Source organism: Limnohabitans sp. MMS-10A-192 (genome assembly GCF_003063335.1).
In the GTDB taxonomy this organism is placed as follows: domain Bacteria; phylum Pseudomonadota; class Gammaproteobacteria; order Burkholderiales; family Burkholderiaceae_C; genus Limnohabitans_A.
Genome location: NZ_NERX01000005.1, coordinates 151,422 through 166,740, shown reverse-complemented (window position 1 = coordinate 166,740; position 15,319 = coordinate 151,422). Strand labels below are relative to the sequence as shown.

Annotated in this window: 15 protein-coding genes; 5 read left to right on the top strand and 10 right to left on the bottom strand. The window is 56.5% G+C overall.

Going from position 1 to position 15,319, the window contains the following annotated elements:
* Positions 1-270 precede the first annotated feature (270 nt).
* Both B9Z43_RS12190 and B9Z43_RS12185 read left to right on the top strand, forming a co-directional pair.
* The gene (locus B9Z43_RS12190) at positions 271-3,039 is read left to right on the top strand and encodes a DNA methyltransferase (protein ID WP_233250153.1); all 2,769 of its coding nucleotides are present in this window, start codon (positions 271-273) and stop codon (positions 3,037-3,039) included.
* Between the two features lie 56 nt (positions 3,040-3,095).
* Complete coding sequence (locus B9Z43_RS12185) at positions 3,096-4,730, top strand: AAA family ATPase (RefSeq protein ID WP_108325950.1); 1,635 nt, start codon at positions 3,096-3,098, stop codon at positions 4,728-4,730.
* A 24-nt stretch (positions 4,731-4,754) separates the two neighbouring features.
* On the opposite strand, the gene B9Z43_RS12180 is transcribed toward B9Z43_RS12185, so the two are convergent.
* The 3 genes from B9Z43_RS12180 to B9Z43_RS12170 are packed head-to-tail and all read right to left on the bottom strand — an operon-like array spanning position 4,755 to position 7,141.
* Positions 4,755-4,919, bottom strand: coding sequence for an AAA domain-containing protein (locus B9Z43_RS12180; protein WP_255417099.1), 165 nt, complete (start codon positions 4,917-4,919; stop codon positions 4,755-4,757).
* Between the two features lie 7 nt (positions 4,920-4,926).
* On the bottom strand, positions 4,927-5,127 hold the full coding sequence (locus B9Z43_RS12175; RefSeq protein WP_255417098.1) for a helix-turn-helix transcriptional regulator: 201 nt from the start codon (positions 5,125-5,127) through the stop codon (positions 4,927-4,929).
* Positions 5,128-5,149: 22 nt separating this feature from the next.
* Positions 5,150-7,141 (bottom strand): AAA domain-containing protein, encoded by a 1,992-nt coding sequence (locus B9Z43_RS12170; RefSeq protein WP_199222307.1) that lies wholly within the window; start codon positions 7,139-7,141, stop codon positions 5,150-5,152.
* A gap of 209 nt (positions 7,142-7,350) precedes the next feature.
* Between B9Z43_RS12170 and B9Z43_RS12165 the strand changes: the two genes are divergently transcribed.
* Complete coding sequence (locus B9Z43_RS12165; protein ID WP_199222306.1) at positions 7,351-7,980, top strand: glutathione S-transferase; 630 nt, start codon at positions 7,351-7,353, stop codon at positions 7,978-7,980.
* A 284-nt stretch (positions 7,981-8,264) separates the two neighbouring features.
* Positions 8,265-8,606 (top strand): response regulator transcription factor, encoded by a 342-nt coding sequence (locus B9Z43_RS12160; protein ID WP_108325940.1) that lies wholly within the window; start codon positions 8,265-8,267, stop codon positions 8,604-8,606.
* A 21-nt stretch (positions 8,607-8,627) separates the two neighbouring features.
* On the opposite strand, the gene B9Z43_RS12155 is transcribed toward B9Z43_RS12160, so the two are convergent.
* From B9Z43_RS12155 to B9Z43_RS12140, 4 genes are all read right to left on the bottom strand, one after another.
* Positions 8,628-9,860, bottom strand: coding sequence for a tetratricopeptide repeat protein (locus B9Z43_RS12155; protein WP_158270111.1), 1,233 nt, complete (start codon positions 9,858-9,860; stop codon positions 8,628-8,630).
* A 29-nt stretch (positions 9,861-9,889) separates the two neighbouring features.
* On the bottom strand, positions 9,890-11,395 hold the full coding sequence (locus B9Z43_RS12150; RefSeq protein WP_233250156.1) for a DUF4384 domain-containing protein: 1,506 nt from the start codon (positions 11,393-11,395) through the stop codon (positions 9,890-9,892).
* 307 nt (positions 11,396-11,702) lie between these two features.
* Positions 11,703-12,128, bottom strand: a complete 426-nt coding sequence (locus B9Z43_RS12145; RefSeq protein WP_108325933.1) for a hypothetical protein — start codon at positions 12,126-12,128, stop codon at positions 11,703-11,705.
* 70 nt (positions 12,129-12,198) lie between these two features.
* Positions 12,199-12,660: a hypothetical protein gene (locus B9Z43_RS12140; protein ID WP_108325931.1), complete on the bottom strand. Its 462-nt coding sequence runs from the start codon at positions 12,658-12,660 to the stop codon at positions 12,199-12,201.
* 233 nt (positions 12,661-12,893) lie between these two features.
* On the opposite strand from B9Z43_RS12140, the gene B9Z43_RS17065 reads away from it, so the two are divergent.
* Entirely contained in the window at positions 12,894-13,121 is a 228-nt protein-coding gene (locus B9Z43_RS17065; RefSeq protein WP_146183959.1) for a hypothetical protein, read from the top strand.
* Positions 13,122-13,217: 96 nt separating this feature from the next.
* Here B9Z43_RS17065 and B9Z43_RS12135 read toward each other — a convergent pair whose 3' ends face one another.
* Genes B9Z43_RS12135 through yaaA form a run of 3 tightly spaced genes read right to left on the bottom strand, consistent with a single transcriptional unit; the run spans position 13,218 to position 15,312 of the window.
* Positions 13,218-13,658: a PACE efflux transporter gene (locus tag B9Z43_RS12135; protein WP_108325929.1), complete on the bottom strand. Its 441-nt coding sequence runs from the start codon at positions 13,656-13,658 to the stop codon at positions 13,218-13,220.
* A 23-nt stretch (positions 13,659-13,681) separates the two neighbouring features.
* Entirely contained in the window at positions 13,682-14,539 is an 858-nt protein-coding gene (gene queF / locus B9Z43_RS12130) for an NADPH-dependent 7-cyano-7-deazaguanine reductase QueF (protein WP_108325927.1), read from the bottom strand.
* Positions 14,536-15,312, bottom strand: coding sequence for a peroxide stress protein YaaA (yaaA, locus tag B9Z43_RS12125; RefSeq protein ID WP_108325924.1), 777 nt, complete (start codon positions 15,310-15,312; stop codon positions 14,536-14,538). The genes queF and yaaA overlap by 4 nt, the downstream gene beginning before the upstream one ends.
* Between the last annotated feature and the right edge of the window lie 7 nt (positions 15,313-15,319).

Below are 15,319 nucleotides of genomic sequence, written 5' to 3'. Positions count from 1 at the left end.
GTGTTGGAGGGTCATGGGGTTTGAAGGAAAGCTCAGGCATGTTACCCAGCCCCATGGCCCGTGCCATGCGTACAGACGCGTAGGTAATCCTTTGCATAGAGCCAGACGCTGCGAGCTGGCAGTGCGCCCGCCTGTGGGCAGACCGCCTGACCACCCCGTTACAACCGCAGCGCTACAAGAGGCCGGAAAGAGAATACTTTAAGTTACGATCCAAACTCACTTTATGAGTACCAAATGGGTCTTAATTGAAACGAAATCAAATCCAGAGCATTGCAATTCAGCAAAACCTGGGCCGACGCCTGCAACGAAGACAGCGAAGCCAAGCCCTTTTGGATCGACTTCTTTGAAATCTTTGGCATCACCAACAAACGCGTTGCCACCTTCGAGCTGAACGTCAAAAAGCTCGGCGGAGCGCAAGGCTTTGTGGATTTGTTTTGGCCCGGCGTGCTGTTGGTGGAGCACAAGTCTCGCGGCAAAAGCCTCGACGACGCGGTGGACCAAGCCATTGGCTACCTGCACAACCTGCCCGAGCGCGACCTGCCCCAGCTGGTGGTGGTCTGCGACTTTGCCCGCTTTCGGGTGCGGCGCCTGGCCACGGGCGAGACGGTCGAGTTTGAGCTTCAGCACCTGCACAAACACGTCAAGCTCTTTGGCCTGCTGGCGGGCTACAAGGTGCAAGACATCCAGGCCGAAGACCCGGTCAACATCAAGGCGGCTGAGCGCATGGGCCGCCTGCACGACGCACTGAAAGCCAGCGGCTACAGCGGCCATGCGCTGGAGGTGCTGCTGGTGCGCCTGCTGTTTTGCCTGTTTGCCGACGACACCGGCATCTTTCAGCCCGCGCAATCGTTCCGCGACTTTGTTGAAGAACGCACCGCGCCCGACGGCTCGGACCTGGGGCCGCGCTTGGGGCAACTGTTTCAGGTGCTCAACACGCACGAAGGCCAACGCAGCAAAAACATCGACGAGCAGCTGGGCAAGTTTGCCTACATCAACGGCCGTCTGTTTGAAGAAACCCTGCCCATGGCCGACTTCAGCACCGCCATGCGCGAAGCCCTGCTGGACGCCTGTGCGCTCGACTGGTCGGCCATCAGCCCCGCCATCTTTGGCAGCTTGTTCCAAAGCATCATGGACGAGAAGGCCCGCCGCAACCTGGGGGCGCACTACACGTCTGAGGCCAACATCCTCAAGCTCATCAAGCCGCTGTTTCTGGACGAACTGCACGCCGAGTTTGAACGCGTGAAGGGCAACCGCAACAAGCTGTTTGAGTTTCACAAAAAGCTGCGGCAACTGACGTTTTTTGACCCCGCCTGCGGGTGCGGCAACTTCTTGGTCATCAGCTACCGCGAACTGCGCGAGCTGGAGCTGAAAGTGCTGCGGGCCGACCACGAACTGAGCGCCCACAAAGGCCAGCTGACGGTGGACGTGCATGCCCTGATTGGCGTGAACGTGGACCAGTTTTACGGCATCGAGATCGAAGAGTTTCCGGCGCAAATTGCGCAAGTGGCCCTGTGGCTGGTGGACCACCAAATGAACCTGCGCGTGAGCGTGGAGTTTGGCCTGTACTTTGCGCGCATCCCGCTCAAAAGCTCACCCGGCATCCGTCACGCCAACGCGCTGCGGCTGGACTGGAACGAGGTGCTGCCTGCGGAGCGGTGCAGCTATGTGTTGGGCAACCCGCCGTTCATCGGCAAGAAAGAACAAACGCCACAACAAAAGGCTGACTTTGAGCCTGTGATGAGCGGCATCAAGGGCTTTGGTGTTCTGGATTTTGTGGCGGCTTGGTACGTCAAATCAGCCCAGTACTTGCGAAGCGTTGAGTCGCAAGATGGACCACGCGTGGCCTTCGTGTCCACCAACAGCATCACCCAAGGTGAACAAGTAGGCGTGCTGTGGTCCTGGATGTTGGCACAGGGCATTCACATTCAGTTTGCACACCGTACCTTTTCGTGGTCAAACGAAGCCAAAGGCAATGCAGCTGTGCATTGCGTGATCATCGGTTTTGGTTTGTGCAACCGCAGCGACAAAACTATTTTTGAATACGCGGACATCAAAGGCGAGCCGTTGGCTGTGCCTGCAAAAAATATCAATCCGTATTTGGTGGACGCAAATAACGTTGCACTCAGCAAAAGAAGCACGCCAATTTGCAATGTGCCAGAAATGCAATACGGGAGCATGGCGAATGACGATGGTCATTTGTTGCTCGATAGCAAGGAAAAGGAGCAGCTAGCAAGCACGCACCCCGAAGTACTTCATCTCATTCGCCCATTTATGGGTGGGCAAGAGTTTCTAAACGCTGAACTACGTTGGTGTTTGTGGCTTACGGATGCAAACCCAAGTCTCATTAAATCGACGCCAACGATTCTTGAACGAATTAACTCTGTAAAAAAATTTAGATCCCAAAGTAATCGCGAAGCAACAAAAAAGCTGGCTGAGACACCATCACTGTTTGGAGAGATCCGACAGCCTAATTCAAGCTACTTATTTCTGCCGAAAGTATCGTCAGAGAACCGTAAATACTTGCCAATCGGTTTCATGTCTCCCGATGTAATTGCCAACGGTAGTTCGCTCATAGTCCCTGGCGCTGGACTTTTAGAAATGGGAGTACTTCAGTCTGCGATGCATATGAGTTGGCTTCGTTCGGTTTGCGGTCGAATGAAGAGCGACTACCAATACTCAGCAAGCAATGTTTACAACAACTACCCTTGGCCCGGCTTCGCTGGCGAACCACTCAGCGACAAACACCGCAACGCAATCGAACAAGCCGCGCAATGCGTCCTCGACGCTCGCGCCCAATTTGCAGACGCGTCCCTCGCCGACCTGTACGACCCACTGACCATGCCCCCGGCCCTGCTCAAGGCCCACCAAAAACTAGACACCGCCGTAGACGCCGCCTACCAACCCAGCGGCGGCAAAAAGACCTACGCCTCCGACGCCGAACGCGCGGCTTTCCTGTTTGAGCTGTACCAACGAATCACCAGCTTGCTGCCCGCGACAGCCGCTAAGAAAACACGCAAACCCAAATCCATAGAGGCCTAGTAGGTATGTCTTTGCCCACGATAAGACCGTAAGAGAAAATTTCCGAAGGAATAAGTATGAAGACAGAAGAACGTCCAGCGCTCACACAGATAGAAATTCAAACCCAGTCAGAACCCGTGCAAGTAAGTGTCAGGGCAGGCAGGCCAGTATTTATTTTGGGACGCAATGGCACAGGCAAGTCTGCTCTAGTCAATTCGCTTGCTGCAAATTGGAATGGAAAGGTCATCTACATGCCAGGGTCACGACCGAGCTATTTCGATCACGAAAGTCTTTCGATGACACCGGCAAGTCGCCGTCAATTCACTGCCAACCAAAAACACTATGACTCCCAGCCAGAAAAAAGATGGAAACCCATAGAAGGTACAGCTACCAACGAGAAGGCGATTCATGATCTTCAGGCGGCTGAGACTCAGTACAAACTCGATGCCGCAAACCAAATAAAGGCCGAGGGATCGAGTTCCGTTGCGATCACTCGACTCCAAACTGATAACTCACCGTTGGACGTCGTAAATTCGTTGCTAGCTCAGGCAAATCTGACAGTACAGCTTAAGGTTGCTGATGGTGAATTAAGGGCGATACGGGGCGACACGCTGTACAGCTATGCACGAATGTCAGATGGTGAGCGGTCTGCACTAGTTATTGCAGCCGAGGTAGTAGCAGCAAAACCAGGTATGGTCTTCTTGCTGGACGAGCCAGAGCTTCACCTGCACTCCTCAATCGTTGTTGCTCTTATAAAGGCACTGATACTGCAACGGCCTGACTGTGGCTTTGTAGTCTGTACCCACCAACTTGATTTGCCTGCAGCAGTTAAAGGGGGCGAAATAGTTCTTGTGCGCGACTGCGTTTGGAAAGAGGAAAAAATCGTCTCTTGGGATGTCGATGTCATCCATGATTCAGAGCAAATTCCAGAATGGCTGTGGATTGACGTAATTGGTGCGCGACGCAAAATTTTATTTATTGAAGGAAATAACAAGACTAGCTTGGATCAACCTTTATATGCGCTTCTTTTCCCAAAAGTTTCTTTACGACCTTGTGAGAGTTGCAAAGACGTTATGAGAGCAGTTAAGGGCCTTCGAGATATCGAAGAAGTACACCGAGCAAAAGCGTTTGGTCTTATCGATCATGATGGCATGTCTCCAGAACAGATGAGTAAGTTTGAGGATGATGGTGTCTATCCGCTGCCGATCTTCGCTGTTGAAAGCCTGATCTACTCTTTGGAAGCCCAAACCGCTGTCGCAATAAAGCAAGCAGAGATATCTGGCATCGATCCTCAGGAAATGCTGAATGCAGCAAAGGACATAGCGATTGAATCACTCAAGGGACAAGGGACGAAAGAGCATTTAGCAAGCCGCGTTGCTGAGCGGCAGATGCGTGACCAACTACTTTCACAGATCCCCACACGTCAACAGTTGATAGCGAACGATTGTGACGATTTAAACATTCCCGTTAAATCGCCATACCCAGATGAGCTTGCGCGCCTTACAGCGTTTGTTGACATATCTGACATTCATGGAATTGTTAGCAGGTACCCGGTTCGCGACTCTGGCGTTCTTAATGGCATTGTCAAAGGTCTACGCTTTAATAGTCGCGACGACTATGAGAGAGCTGCGCTGCGACGCATTGGTTTGGACGCCAACCTGAGAGATGCTTTGAAGCAAAAGTTGGGGAAACTTGCAGCACAACTTGAATGACCGCATAGACGAATCGCCCACTGACTAAAGCTTGCTCCGTTCGCGGGTCATGCCCACGTTCATGCGGCGGATGTCAGAAAGGAAGCCGATCTCGCCTTGGGGGTTGCTACGCTTCAGAGTGATGGCAATGATGTCGCGTTCTTGGCCCTGAAACGAATCGACGGTGCCCACGCTGAGCCTGCGTTGCAGCAGCTGGTCATGCAGCCGTCAAAGGCTCCATGCGCACCACTGCACGCGCACCCACGGCACTGGCAAAGCGTTGGACTGTTCGCATGGATGGCGTGCCCCTGCCACTTTCGATGCGTGCTACCACGCTTTGGGTCGTGCCCATGCGTGCGGCCACATCGCCTTGCGTCAGGCCCGCTTTCATACGCGCTGCAATCAGTTCGCGGGCCAGCTCAAACTCGGGCGCTTGTGCGTCATAGGCTTGGCGAACGGCGGGGCTGGCCAGCAGTCCGGGCTGTACGGTAACCCCCCACTCCCTTCACATAAGTCAACAACTCCACAAAAAACGGATGCCTGCAAAGCGTGGACGAGTCGCCCACCAGCAGCAGCTTGCGCCGTGCGCGGGTCATGCCCACGTTCATTCGGCGGATGTCGGACAGGAAGCCGATCTCGCCTTGGGGGTTGCTGCGTGTCAAGGTGATGGCAATGATGTCGCGCTCTTGGCCCTGAAACGAATCGACGGTGCCCACGCTGAGCCTGCGTTGCAGCAGCAAACCATTGAGCACTTCGCTGTCTTCGATGGCGTCTTTTAGATAGTTGATTTGGGCGCGGTACGGTGCAATGACGCCGATGCTCAGCGGGCGCTGGTCGTGTTCACCAAGTTCATCTTCGTCGTAGGGCGCCAGCAGCTGCGCCAGGCGCTCCAGCAGCAAGTGGGCTTCTTCGGGGTTGGCGGTTGAACGGCTTTCGGGAATGGCCACTTCTTGATAAGAGCAGCCCGCCGTGTCGATGAATTCCACCGGCAGGTCGGGTGCAAAACGCAAGTCATAAGCCTCCAGGCCCGCGTGGCGCACGCTGGCGTGCGGCACCAGTTGGCCGCCATAAAACTTCTCGGAGCTGAAGCCCATGATCTGCTCGTGCATGCGGTATTGCGTAGTCAGCATGCGGGCCGTGTTGGGTTGGCGCTGGATGCACTTTTCAAACAGGGTTTCGCGCAGGCCTTCGCGGGCGGCTTGTTCGCTTTTCACGGTGGGCGGCAGCTGGTGGTGGTCGCCCGCCAACACAATGCGCTGGCCCTTGGCAATGGGTATCCAGCAACCTGGCTCCAGGGCTTGGGCGGCTTCGTCGATGAAGACGGTCTCAAAGCTCAGGTGGCGCATGTGGCGGTGGCTGGCGCCCACCAGCGTGCAGGTGATGACCTGCACCGATTCGAGCACGTCCTCGGTCATGAAGCGCTCCAAATCGTCGGCGGCTTGGCGCAGCGTGCGGGCTTCTTCGCGCAGCTGTTGGCGGTGCTGTCGCCCCTCAAAACCAAAATGGCGGACGCCTTCTTTGGCCAGCTCACTGGCCGTGACTCGGTGCTGCTCAGCGGTTTGGCGCATGGCGTGCATCTTGGCGTAGCTGGGGTGGGCCATCACTCCGGCGTCGAGCGTGTGCTTGAGCAGCAGGTCCGACACGCGGCTGGGGTTGCCCATGCGGATCACGTTCACACCGCGCTCGGCCAGTTTTTCGGTCAGCAGGTCCACGGCGGTGTTGGAAGGGGCGCACACCAGCACGCGCCGCTCACGCCGGATGGTTTCCAAAATGGCCTGCACCAGCGTGGTGGTTTTGCCCGTGCCGGGCGGGCCGTGGATGATGGCCACGTCTTGCGCCGCAATCACATGGCGCACCGCCACCAGCTGCGAGTCATTGAGCGCACTGGGGTAAAACAGGTCGTCGGCTTTGGGCTCGCGGTAGCTGGCCTGCCGCACGCCCAGCAGCACGTCGCGCAGTTCGGCCAAGCGGTTGCCGTGTGCGCCAATGACGTCGTTCAAGGCTTGGTGCATCTCGCGGTAGCTGACCTCGTCAAAGGTCAAGTCAATGCCTAACGTGCTTCCGTTGTGGGTGCTGCCGTTTGGGTTGTTGCCATTAATCACCCAGTCGGGCAGCTCTTCTTTGGTGGTGGCCAGCACCAGCTTGTTGCGCCGCACACTGGTCACCACGCCGCTCAGCACGGGCCGGTCAGGCCCCGAGTAGCCGGGCGCATTGCTGAACACACAAGCGTTTTTGCCCACCTGAAACAAGTGCAGGTCTTGCCGATGCGCAGGCCGCTCCAGCTCCAAGACCACCTTGCCCCCAAAACCAATGTCTTCTTGGGTGATGGTGACGGGGTACCAAGTCAAGCCGCGCCGACGGCGCTCTTTGATGCTGGCACTGGCGTTTTTGAGCTTGAACTGCGCCTGGTCTTCCTTTTGCTCCAGTTGCATGAGGGTGCGCACATGGCGTAACTCATGTTGAACGTCACGTTCGAAAGCGTGTGGAACGGTGCAAGGGGCGGCGGGGGTGGGGTCTTGGTCAGCCAAAGGGAATGGGATCGAGAGGCTGCAAGGACTTGAGCGCGCTCGGGATTGGAGGATGGGGGGGACTCTAACTGAATTGGCCTGGGCACCAGATGCAAGCCCTATCATTCCCCCTCATGCCCTCCCCCATCCTCTATTCCTTCCGCCGCTGCCCCTACGCCATGCGTGCGCGGCTGGCTTTGTTGGTCAGTGGCGTGGCTTATGAGCACCGCGAGGTGGTACTCAAGAACAAACCCGCGTCGATGCTGGCTTTGTCGCCCAAGGGCACGGTGCCGGTGTTGTGGCTGCCTGCCGATTCGCAGGTGATCGATCAGAGCCTGGACATCATGCTGTGGGCCTTGCGCCAGCACGATCCGCAGGGCTGGTTGCCCGCAGCTGCCGACGAGGCCGATGTGCTGCGCTGGATTGCGCTCAGCGATGGGCCTTTCAAGCAACACCTGGACCGCTACAAATACCCGCAGCGATCAGGCCTGGCCAGTGGCGTGGCCGACCGCGACTTGGGTGCGCAGTGGCTGGCGCAGCTGGATGCGCGTTTGCAGCAGCAGGCCTTTTTGGCCGGTGCGCGTTGGGGTTTTCTGGACGCGGCGCTGGCGCCGTTTGTGCGGCAGTTTGCGCACACCGACCCAGTCTGGTTTGCCGCGCAGCCTTGGCCGCGCTTGATCGTCTGGCTGGCCGCTTTTGAGGGCTCTGAGGCTTATGCGCAGGTCATGGCCAAGCACCCGGCTTGGCAAGATCCGGTGGCTTGATTCACTGCCGCGCTGTGCGGTTGTTGGGTGACACCGCGCCGGGGTGTCGGGTGCGCCAGGGGTTGATGTCCAAGCCGCCACATGCCAATGCGGATGCTTTTGTGCACGACCAAGTCCGTAGGAATGTGATGTCATTCACAGGCCGATGCACTTGTGGACTAAAGCACAGTCAAGCAGGCCATCATTCAATAAAATTTGCCCTTGGACAGGTGACATGCGTTGCAGCACTAGCCTTATTCGAATTTTAAAAAGGCATCCAAGTGCCTGCTACTTCAGGGGTTTGAATGACCAAAAATTCTTGTGTTTCACTGACCGAGTCGACGCGCGATAAGACCCAAACATTCTGGCCAGATGAGCCGATCCAGGTGTCTATCATCAGTGATGCTCTGGCTTTAGCCACGCAATGGACCCAAGATCAAGCGCAGCATTCACTGGAAAAATTAACCCCTCGCGAAGAACAAGTGCTGAAGATGGTGGGTGACGGCTACTCCAGTACCCAGATAGGTTTGAAGCTCGGCATCGCAGGTCAAACTGTCAACACACATGTCAAGAACATTTTTCGCAAGCTCAAAGTAAGAACCCGTGCACAGGCCATTTTTACTGCCTATGAATGCGGACTTCATTAAGTCAAATCGAAAGTATGTCGCCTATCGCCACACAGCAGGTAGCAGGTCGTATAAGGCAGTGGGCTCACGCCTGAGCCAAAAAGGCGCGGCTGGCTTGAGTTGCTGGGGAGCTTGCGTTGTCAAGTCAATGTCTTTCAGTTGCTGCATCCACGCGATATTGATTTGACCATCCGGACTGGGATTGGCATAAATCAGTTGCAGCATTTTTTCAGCCTGGGCGTTGCCCAGACTGGCTGCCAACCGGTACAGGCGCATGGCTTCGGTGAAGTTGGCCGGTACCCCTTGCCCACTGTGCAAGCGTCTGGCTTGTATGAGCAAAGCGGCTGAATCCTGGCCGCTGGAAGATCTGGACAGCGCCTGGTCTGGGTGAGGGCTGTTGCGCATGCGTTCGGACACGATTTTGGCATTGCTGGCCGCCACGCTCGATCGCGAGGCCGCCGCCTGAAAATGTGCCAAAGACTCAGCCATGCGGTTGTTGGAAGCGCTGACAATCCCCAATTCGATGTGGGCTTGGACATCGCCTTTGCTTGCGGCTTCGAGCAGCAACGCTGTATTGGACAACTGCGCGTTGGTGCTTTGTGGCTCGGGTTGACTTGAGGGCGTGCCGTTGCGTTCAGGGGTCATCTGGACGGGTGCCTTCAGGGACAGTGCCAGCCACTCCAAATAGATTGCGCGCGGCGCATTAACCTTTCGCAAAATGTTGATCGACGATTGCGCTGCCTCTGGATCTGAAGGGGCCGTGCATCCTTCCAGAGCGCACCAGGCCAAGCCAGCATGCGCAAGAGCAAGGCCTTTGTGCGCGGCAAGTTCAAACCACTTTTGTGCTTGTGCCTGGTTCATAGGCATGGCAATTCCATGCAGTGACAACAGGCCAAGAGTCCACGCGGCCTCTGCTGCCGACATCTTGGGGTCGACTTTTTTATTGGACGCAGCGGGTGGGGTCTTGTCTAAAGCCAAAGACTGCAGACGTGCCACTTGGCGTGCTTGCGCTGCGGAGGGTGTTCCCGTGATGTTGCGGGGTGCAGTGGGTTTGACCTCGCGCAGCAAAGGGTTGGCATCCAAAGGGGGCGGACTGACCGCATGCGTTGCGGCCATCAGTGCCGTGGCCTGTGCGCCGCCGCGGACCTCCACCACCTTGTCTTGTGCCTGCGTGAGTTGACCGCCGCACATGAGCAGGCCCACCACTGGCCAGCACCATGACAGCCGACTGTGCACGGGGCATACAACACGCGCGTGCAATTTGAGAATATGCATATTGGGTTCCATGGGTTCACTTGGCTCGTTCACCGCTTTGTGCTGGCCGCTGCTGAAGGCGCTGCTGTCGCAGATGACGTTGTTGGTGCCTTGCGTGCGCTCACATCCCATGTCACCGTGGCCGATGTGTAGCCTTCTGTACCCAGCGCGCGGTTGTACAAGGCCAGTACATCTGGCAAATCACGGATGCCTGTGAGGGGTCTCAGTGCTGGACCGTTCAAGGGCTCTGACAATTCGTTGCTGACATCTTTGTCTGTGGCCATGCAAAGAAGGCCTTCGGTACCCGCACCGGATGTTTCGATCACATAACCAGGATTTGGACTCATCCAGTCGGGCAGCCGGATGGCTTGGTTTGCGGAAATTTGGGCTTGTGGCGTCACGGGGTTGGGCAACAAACGCATGACTTGGCCAGAAGCGTTGGACAAATAGCAAGCCAGGTGTGATTGACGTGAAACGGTCAGCGACAAGAAAACCTGTTCGCCCACTTCAAATTGTTTGCGCCCCATCAGGATGTTTTCAATTTGCAAGTCGATGCTGCGCGGAAGCTCATTGACGCCGTACACTTTTTCCGAGATGGTGGGCGAAAGCTTTTCATTGGCACTCAAGGCTTTCGGATCGGCCGAGGTCGACAACCAGCCATAACGAATGAGTTGCCCCTGTGCATTAAGAGCTACATAGTCGCGCAATGCTCGTTCATAGGTGCTGAAATCGACGGTGCCTGTCACGACCATGCCGTTGTCGGCTTGGAACTTTGATAAGGCCGTGCGAAATGTCGTCAAGGAAGGGGGCTGCACGTTGCTCGAGGACAGATAGCCTTTGCTGACCAGCGATTGACGAATCAAAGCTTCGTGGATCCCGATGTTGCCCTCGTCGTACCAGTCTCTCAGTTGTCGCTGAAAATTCGGGTGGGTTTGCTCCATGGTGAGGCATTGCCAATACGGCACGCGGGCCCATTTCCCGGTCAACTCGATCATCGCCAGTTCAACCAATGTGCGAACCGCAGCACCAGATCCCTGTGCATAGTCTCGTCCGACGTTGAATTGCCAACCGTAATCGCGGATGCGACCCGCCAGGTCCAGGCCCTGACCACCATTGCTGATGATCACTTCGTTGGCTGAGTCCAGTCCAGGGATCATGGTGCGGGTGCGAAAGTCGCCCAAATGCAATTCCAAACCGATGATGGTCACTGTTCTGTTTTGGCTGTAGCCGGTTTCAAAACGTGCGCCAGAGGTGCCAGCATCGAAACGGTTGTTCAAAACGTTTTGATCCACAAATGCCACCGATCCTGAAACGTAGAGGGCCGGTCGCTGCAGTTGGATCTGGTTATTGTTCAGCAAAATATTGGTCAAGTTCTGAACGGTGTCTTGCCTGGCAATGTCCACCTCGTAGTCCACATAACGGAATGCGTTGGACAGTCGCGACATCTGCAGCAGCGCCGTGATCACCATGTCTTTGGTCGCAACAGGTACGCGTGTGGAAAAGTCTGGAATCTGCTTGCTCGTGATCAATGTCGTGGGGATTTGCGCGTCCCGCATCAACCGATCCATGCACTGCAATGAATCTGAAAAACTCGACATGGATCGCATGGGCCTTTGCGTGGGCCTGTCGGCAGCATGACCGTAACTTTGAAAAGCCGCGTCCTTTCGTGCATCCATGGGGGTGCTGCATGCCGTCAACGCAAGAATTAGCATCATCAACAGGGCGTGTCCTGCGCGTTTTTTGAGCAAGTCGCACAAAGTCAGATGGGGTGTGCTGAAGGTCATGACGGTTACCAGAGAGGGAGGGGGCGTACGACAGACACCCCAAATTGACATCGAAGGATTCATCGACGCAAGCAGAAGTTCACCTGCAGATGTTGACCAAATCACCTCGAAGGACGACCACTTGGGGGTCGTTTTGAGGGCCATAACGGCCCGACGAAAGTCCGGTGGTGTTGGTATTGCTGCCTACATCTTGTGTGCAGACTTTTTTCAAACCATCATTGGTGGTCGAAGTCACCACGGATTCGTCGGTGATGATGCCGGTGGTATCAGCTGAAAATGCCTTGGCTTGAAACCTGGCCAATTTGGCTTGCACCCACCCAGGTATTTCTTGTGAAGCGCTCATGACAGTGGATTTTTGTGCATTGTTCAGCGGCAGCATGTTGTAGCTAACTCGCTGCTGTAGAACAACTGGATCCTCACCAGGTGCCAACTGCGCTTGAGCGGGCAAAGCGATCCACAGCACGGTGGCCTGGGTCACAAAGATCAACAGAGCTTGTGTTTTCATGATGTTCTTCCGAGTCAAAAATGGTGACTGCCGCAAGCGGCAGCCACCCCTGCATCAACGTGCAGATCGATCAGTCGGTACAGCTCAGGCAATTGCTGTTAGACGAAAGGTTTTGCAAGGCCTTGCCGCCCCAACTGGCTTTGTTGATCACGGCGGAGTCTTTGATGTACGCCACTTGGTAGGTCGAAGAATTCAGACCGGAATGACCAATGTTGGAGGCGATGTTTTGTTCTGCCTGGCCACCAAGGCCGCTGTTCATGATCATTGAGTTTTTGGCCATGACCAATTGCAGTTCTGTGCCGTTGGGTGTGAAGCTGCCCACATTGGATGCCAGGTTTTGCTGTGCGCTACCGCCATTGCCAAACGCGCTGTTGATCACGGCGGTATTGACGAGCATCGTCGCTTGCATGGTGGGGTTGTTTTGCTGTGCGCTTCCACCGTTTCCGGAACCATGACCGGAGCCTTGGTTGCCCGAATCGGCGAATGCGGTGGTGGCGAGTGTTGCCAAGAGGATCAGTGTGAATTTTTTCATGATGATGTCCTTGATAAATGAAGTGAAGTGATGCCATCGGCATTTGCTTTTGGCCTTGTGGATTCATTCAATGAAGTCAACGAAATTTCAATTCGCCAACCTTCCTTCACGAATCCGCTTGCAGTGTCTTTCTTGGTCAATGGATTGACAATTCCGTGTACTGAGTAACTCAACGTGGTTACATCGAAGGATCTAAGCAACTTGCCTTTCGATGACAAGCAACGCGAGACCGATTGCCCCAATTCCAAGGGCCTGTTCGCATCATCGAGCCCATCCCTTCGCCCAAGGCCGCGCCGTTAAAACGCGCCTTGGCACAGGTGGGTTACGAGCGAGTCAAAGAAATAGAAAAACCCGAACTGGCCAGTGCCCACGCCCCCGCCCGTGAGTTGTTCCAGGCCAAAGGTTGCCCTCAAGCTGGATCGAAAAACGGCGGCGCTCCATCTCCGTGCGCGGGGAACTGACTGACGAGCGGAAAGCGCGGGGCGTGGCTGAGCACCATTGCAGGCAATGCGCGTATGACAATTTCCATGGGCACAGAGCGCAAAGCGCCCACATCATCAGCTTTTTTCCAGATCGCCCGCTTGGGCAGAGGCAGGCAATCCGAAGACCCGGTCAAAGCACCAGGTGAAGGCGATGGCATAAAAGAAAAAGAAGGCCAGCAGTCCCAAATTGGCCACCAAGGCAGCGATGAGCGAAATGTCCAGCCACAGCGACATGACGGGCACAAGAATGATGACCAAGCCGCCTTCAAAACCCGCCCCGTGGGCCAGCCGCCTGGCAAAAGAGCGGCCCCGCACCGATTGGCGCGACTCCCAACGCTCAAACAGCCAGTTGAAGACGTAGTTCCACGTCAGTGCAATGCTCGACAACACAACCGCCAGGCCGAATGTGGAGGCGGTGGACTTGTCAAAAGCCAAGCTCAACACGGGCCCGACCACGGCGATGGCCATGGCCTCGTACAAAAGGGCTTGGACAACGCGGCGGGTGGTGGGGGTCATCTTGGGGAACGGGGTGAATGCCTTCACTGCCGCGCCGTGCGTACATTGGGCGGCACCGCGCCCGGTGCGCTGGTGCGCCAGGGGTTGATGTCCAGGCCGCCGCGCCGGGTGTAGCGGGCGTACACCGTCAGCTTGGTGGGTTTGCAGCGCGTCCAGATGTCCATGAAGATGCGCTCGACGCATTGCTCATGGAATTCGTTGTGGTTGCGAAAGCTCACGATGTATTGCAGCAAGCCCGCTTGGTCGATCTGTGGGCCGCTGTAGGTGATTTGCACGCTGCCCCAGTCGGGCTGGCCGGTGACCAGGCAGTTGCTTTTAAGCAAGTGGCTGACCAGGGTTTCGCTGACCGGTGCTTCGTCGGCGGTGGCGCTGAGCAGGTCTGGCGCGGGTTGGTAGCGGCTGCACTCGATGTCCATGCGGTCAAGGTTCAGACCGTCCATTTCATGCACGGGCTCGGCGTCAAACATCTCAGGCATGAGGAGCTTGACGCCCACGCTGGCTTGCACCGCGCTGCCGTGCCAGATGGCGGCGCTGATGTCGCGGCGGATGCGGTCGCGCACTTCGTCGGCGCTGTCGATGCGGGTGTTGTTGAAGCTGTTGAGGTACAGCTTGAAGGATTTGCTCTCCACAATGTGCGTGCTCTCGGCCGGCACGGTGATGTGGGCCAGCGCCACTTGCGGCTTGCCTTTGGTGTTGAGCCAGGACAGCTCAAACGCGGTCCACAGGTCGGCCCCAAAAAACACGGGCTGCGCGGTGATGCCGATCTCGGCTCGCTTGGTGGCTCGCGGGATGGGGAACAGCAAGCTCGCGTCGTACTGGTCCACATAGGCGCTGGACTTGCCCAGCTGCGATTGTTCGGGGGTGTTGTTGGGGGTGCTCATGCTTGCAATTTGCGGCGGAAGACCAAGCGGTCGGGTTCAGACACGGCGGCGTCGTACGCGTAGCCTTCGAGGTCAAACTTCAACAAACCAGCGGGCTGGGTGATTTTGTTTTGCACCGCATAGCGGGCCATCAGGCCGCGGGCGCGTTTGGCGTTGAAGCTGATGATTTTGTATTTGCCGCCTTTGAAGTCTTCAAACACGCATTCGATCACGCGGGCCTGGAGCGTTTTGCGGTCCACCGCCTTGAAGTATTCCTGCGAGGCCAGGTTGACGATGACGGGCGTTTTGTCTGCGGCCAGGCGTTCGTTCAAATGCTCGGCAATTTGCGGGCCCCAGAATTTGTAGAGGTTGCTGCCTTTGTCGGTCTGCAGCGTGGTGCCCATCTCCAGGCGGTAGGGCTGCATCCAGTCCAGCGGGCGCAAGACGCCGTACAGGCCGCTCAAAATGCACACATGGTTTTGCGCCCAGTCCAGCTCTTTGGCATTCAGGGTTTTGGCGTCCAGGCCTTCGTACACATCGCCGTTGAAGGCGAGCACGGCTTGCTTGGAATTGTTGGCGCTGAACTTCGGGCGCCAAGCTTCATAGCGGGCCACGTTCAGCGCCGAGAGCGCGTCCGACAAGTCCATCAGCTCGGCAATTTGCTGAGGCGACTTTTGGCGCAGCACCTCGATCAGGGCCTGCGATTGCGGCACAAACTGCGGCAGCGTGTGCGGCACATCGCCTGCGGGGGTTTCGTAATCCAGCGATTTGGCGGGTGACAATAAAAAGAGCATGGCGAGA

Coding starts and splice junctions, on each gene's coding strand:
- B9Z43_RS12170 (WP_199222307.1), bottom strand. CDS start 7,141: ATGCAACTGGAGCAAAAGGAAGACCAGGCGCAGTTCAAGCTCAAAAAC.
- B9Z43_RS12135 (WP_108325929.1), bottom strand. CDS start 13,658: ATGACCCCCACCACCCGCCGCGTTGTCCAAGCCCTTTTGTACGAGGCC.
- B9Z43_RS12140 (WP_108325931.1), bottom strand. CDS start 12,660: ATGAAAAAATTCACACTGATCCTCTTGGCAACACTCGCCACCACCGCA.
- B9Z43_RS12160 (WP_108325940.1), top strand. CDS start 8,265: ATGACCAAAAATTCTTGTGTTTCACTGACCGAGTCGACGCGCGATAAG.
- B9Z43_RS12150 (WP_233250156.1), bottom strand. CDS start 11,395: ATGCGGGACGCGCAAATCCCCACGACATTGATCACGAGCAAGCAGATT.
- queF (WP_108325927.1), bottom strand. CDS start 14,539: ATGAGCACCCCCAACAACACCCCCGAACAATCGCAGCTGGGCAAGTCC.
- B9Z43_RS12145 (WP_108325933.1), bottom strand. CDS start 12,128: ATGAAAACACAAGCTCTGTTGATCTTTGTGACCCAGGCCACCGTGCTG.
- B9Z43_RS12185 (WP_108325950.1), top strand. CDS start 3,096: ATGAAGACAGAAGAACGTCCAGCGCTCACACAGATAGAAATTCAAACC.
- B9Z43_RS12155 (WP_158270111.1), bottom strand. CDS start 9,860: ATGCATATTCTCAAATTGCACGCGCGTGTTGTATGCCCCGTGCACAGT.
- B9Z43_RS12165 (WP_199222306.1), top strand. CDS start 7,351: ATGCCCTCCCCCATCCTCTATTCCTTCCGCCGCTGCCCCTACGCCATG.
- yaaA (WP_108325924.1), bottom strand. CDS start 15,312: ATGCTCTTTTTATTGTCACCCGCCAAATCGCTGGATTACGAAACCCCC.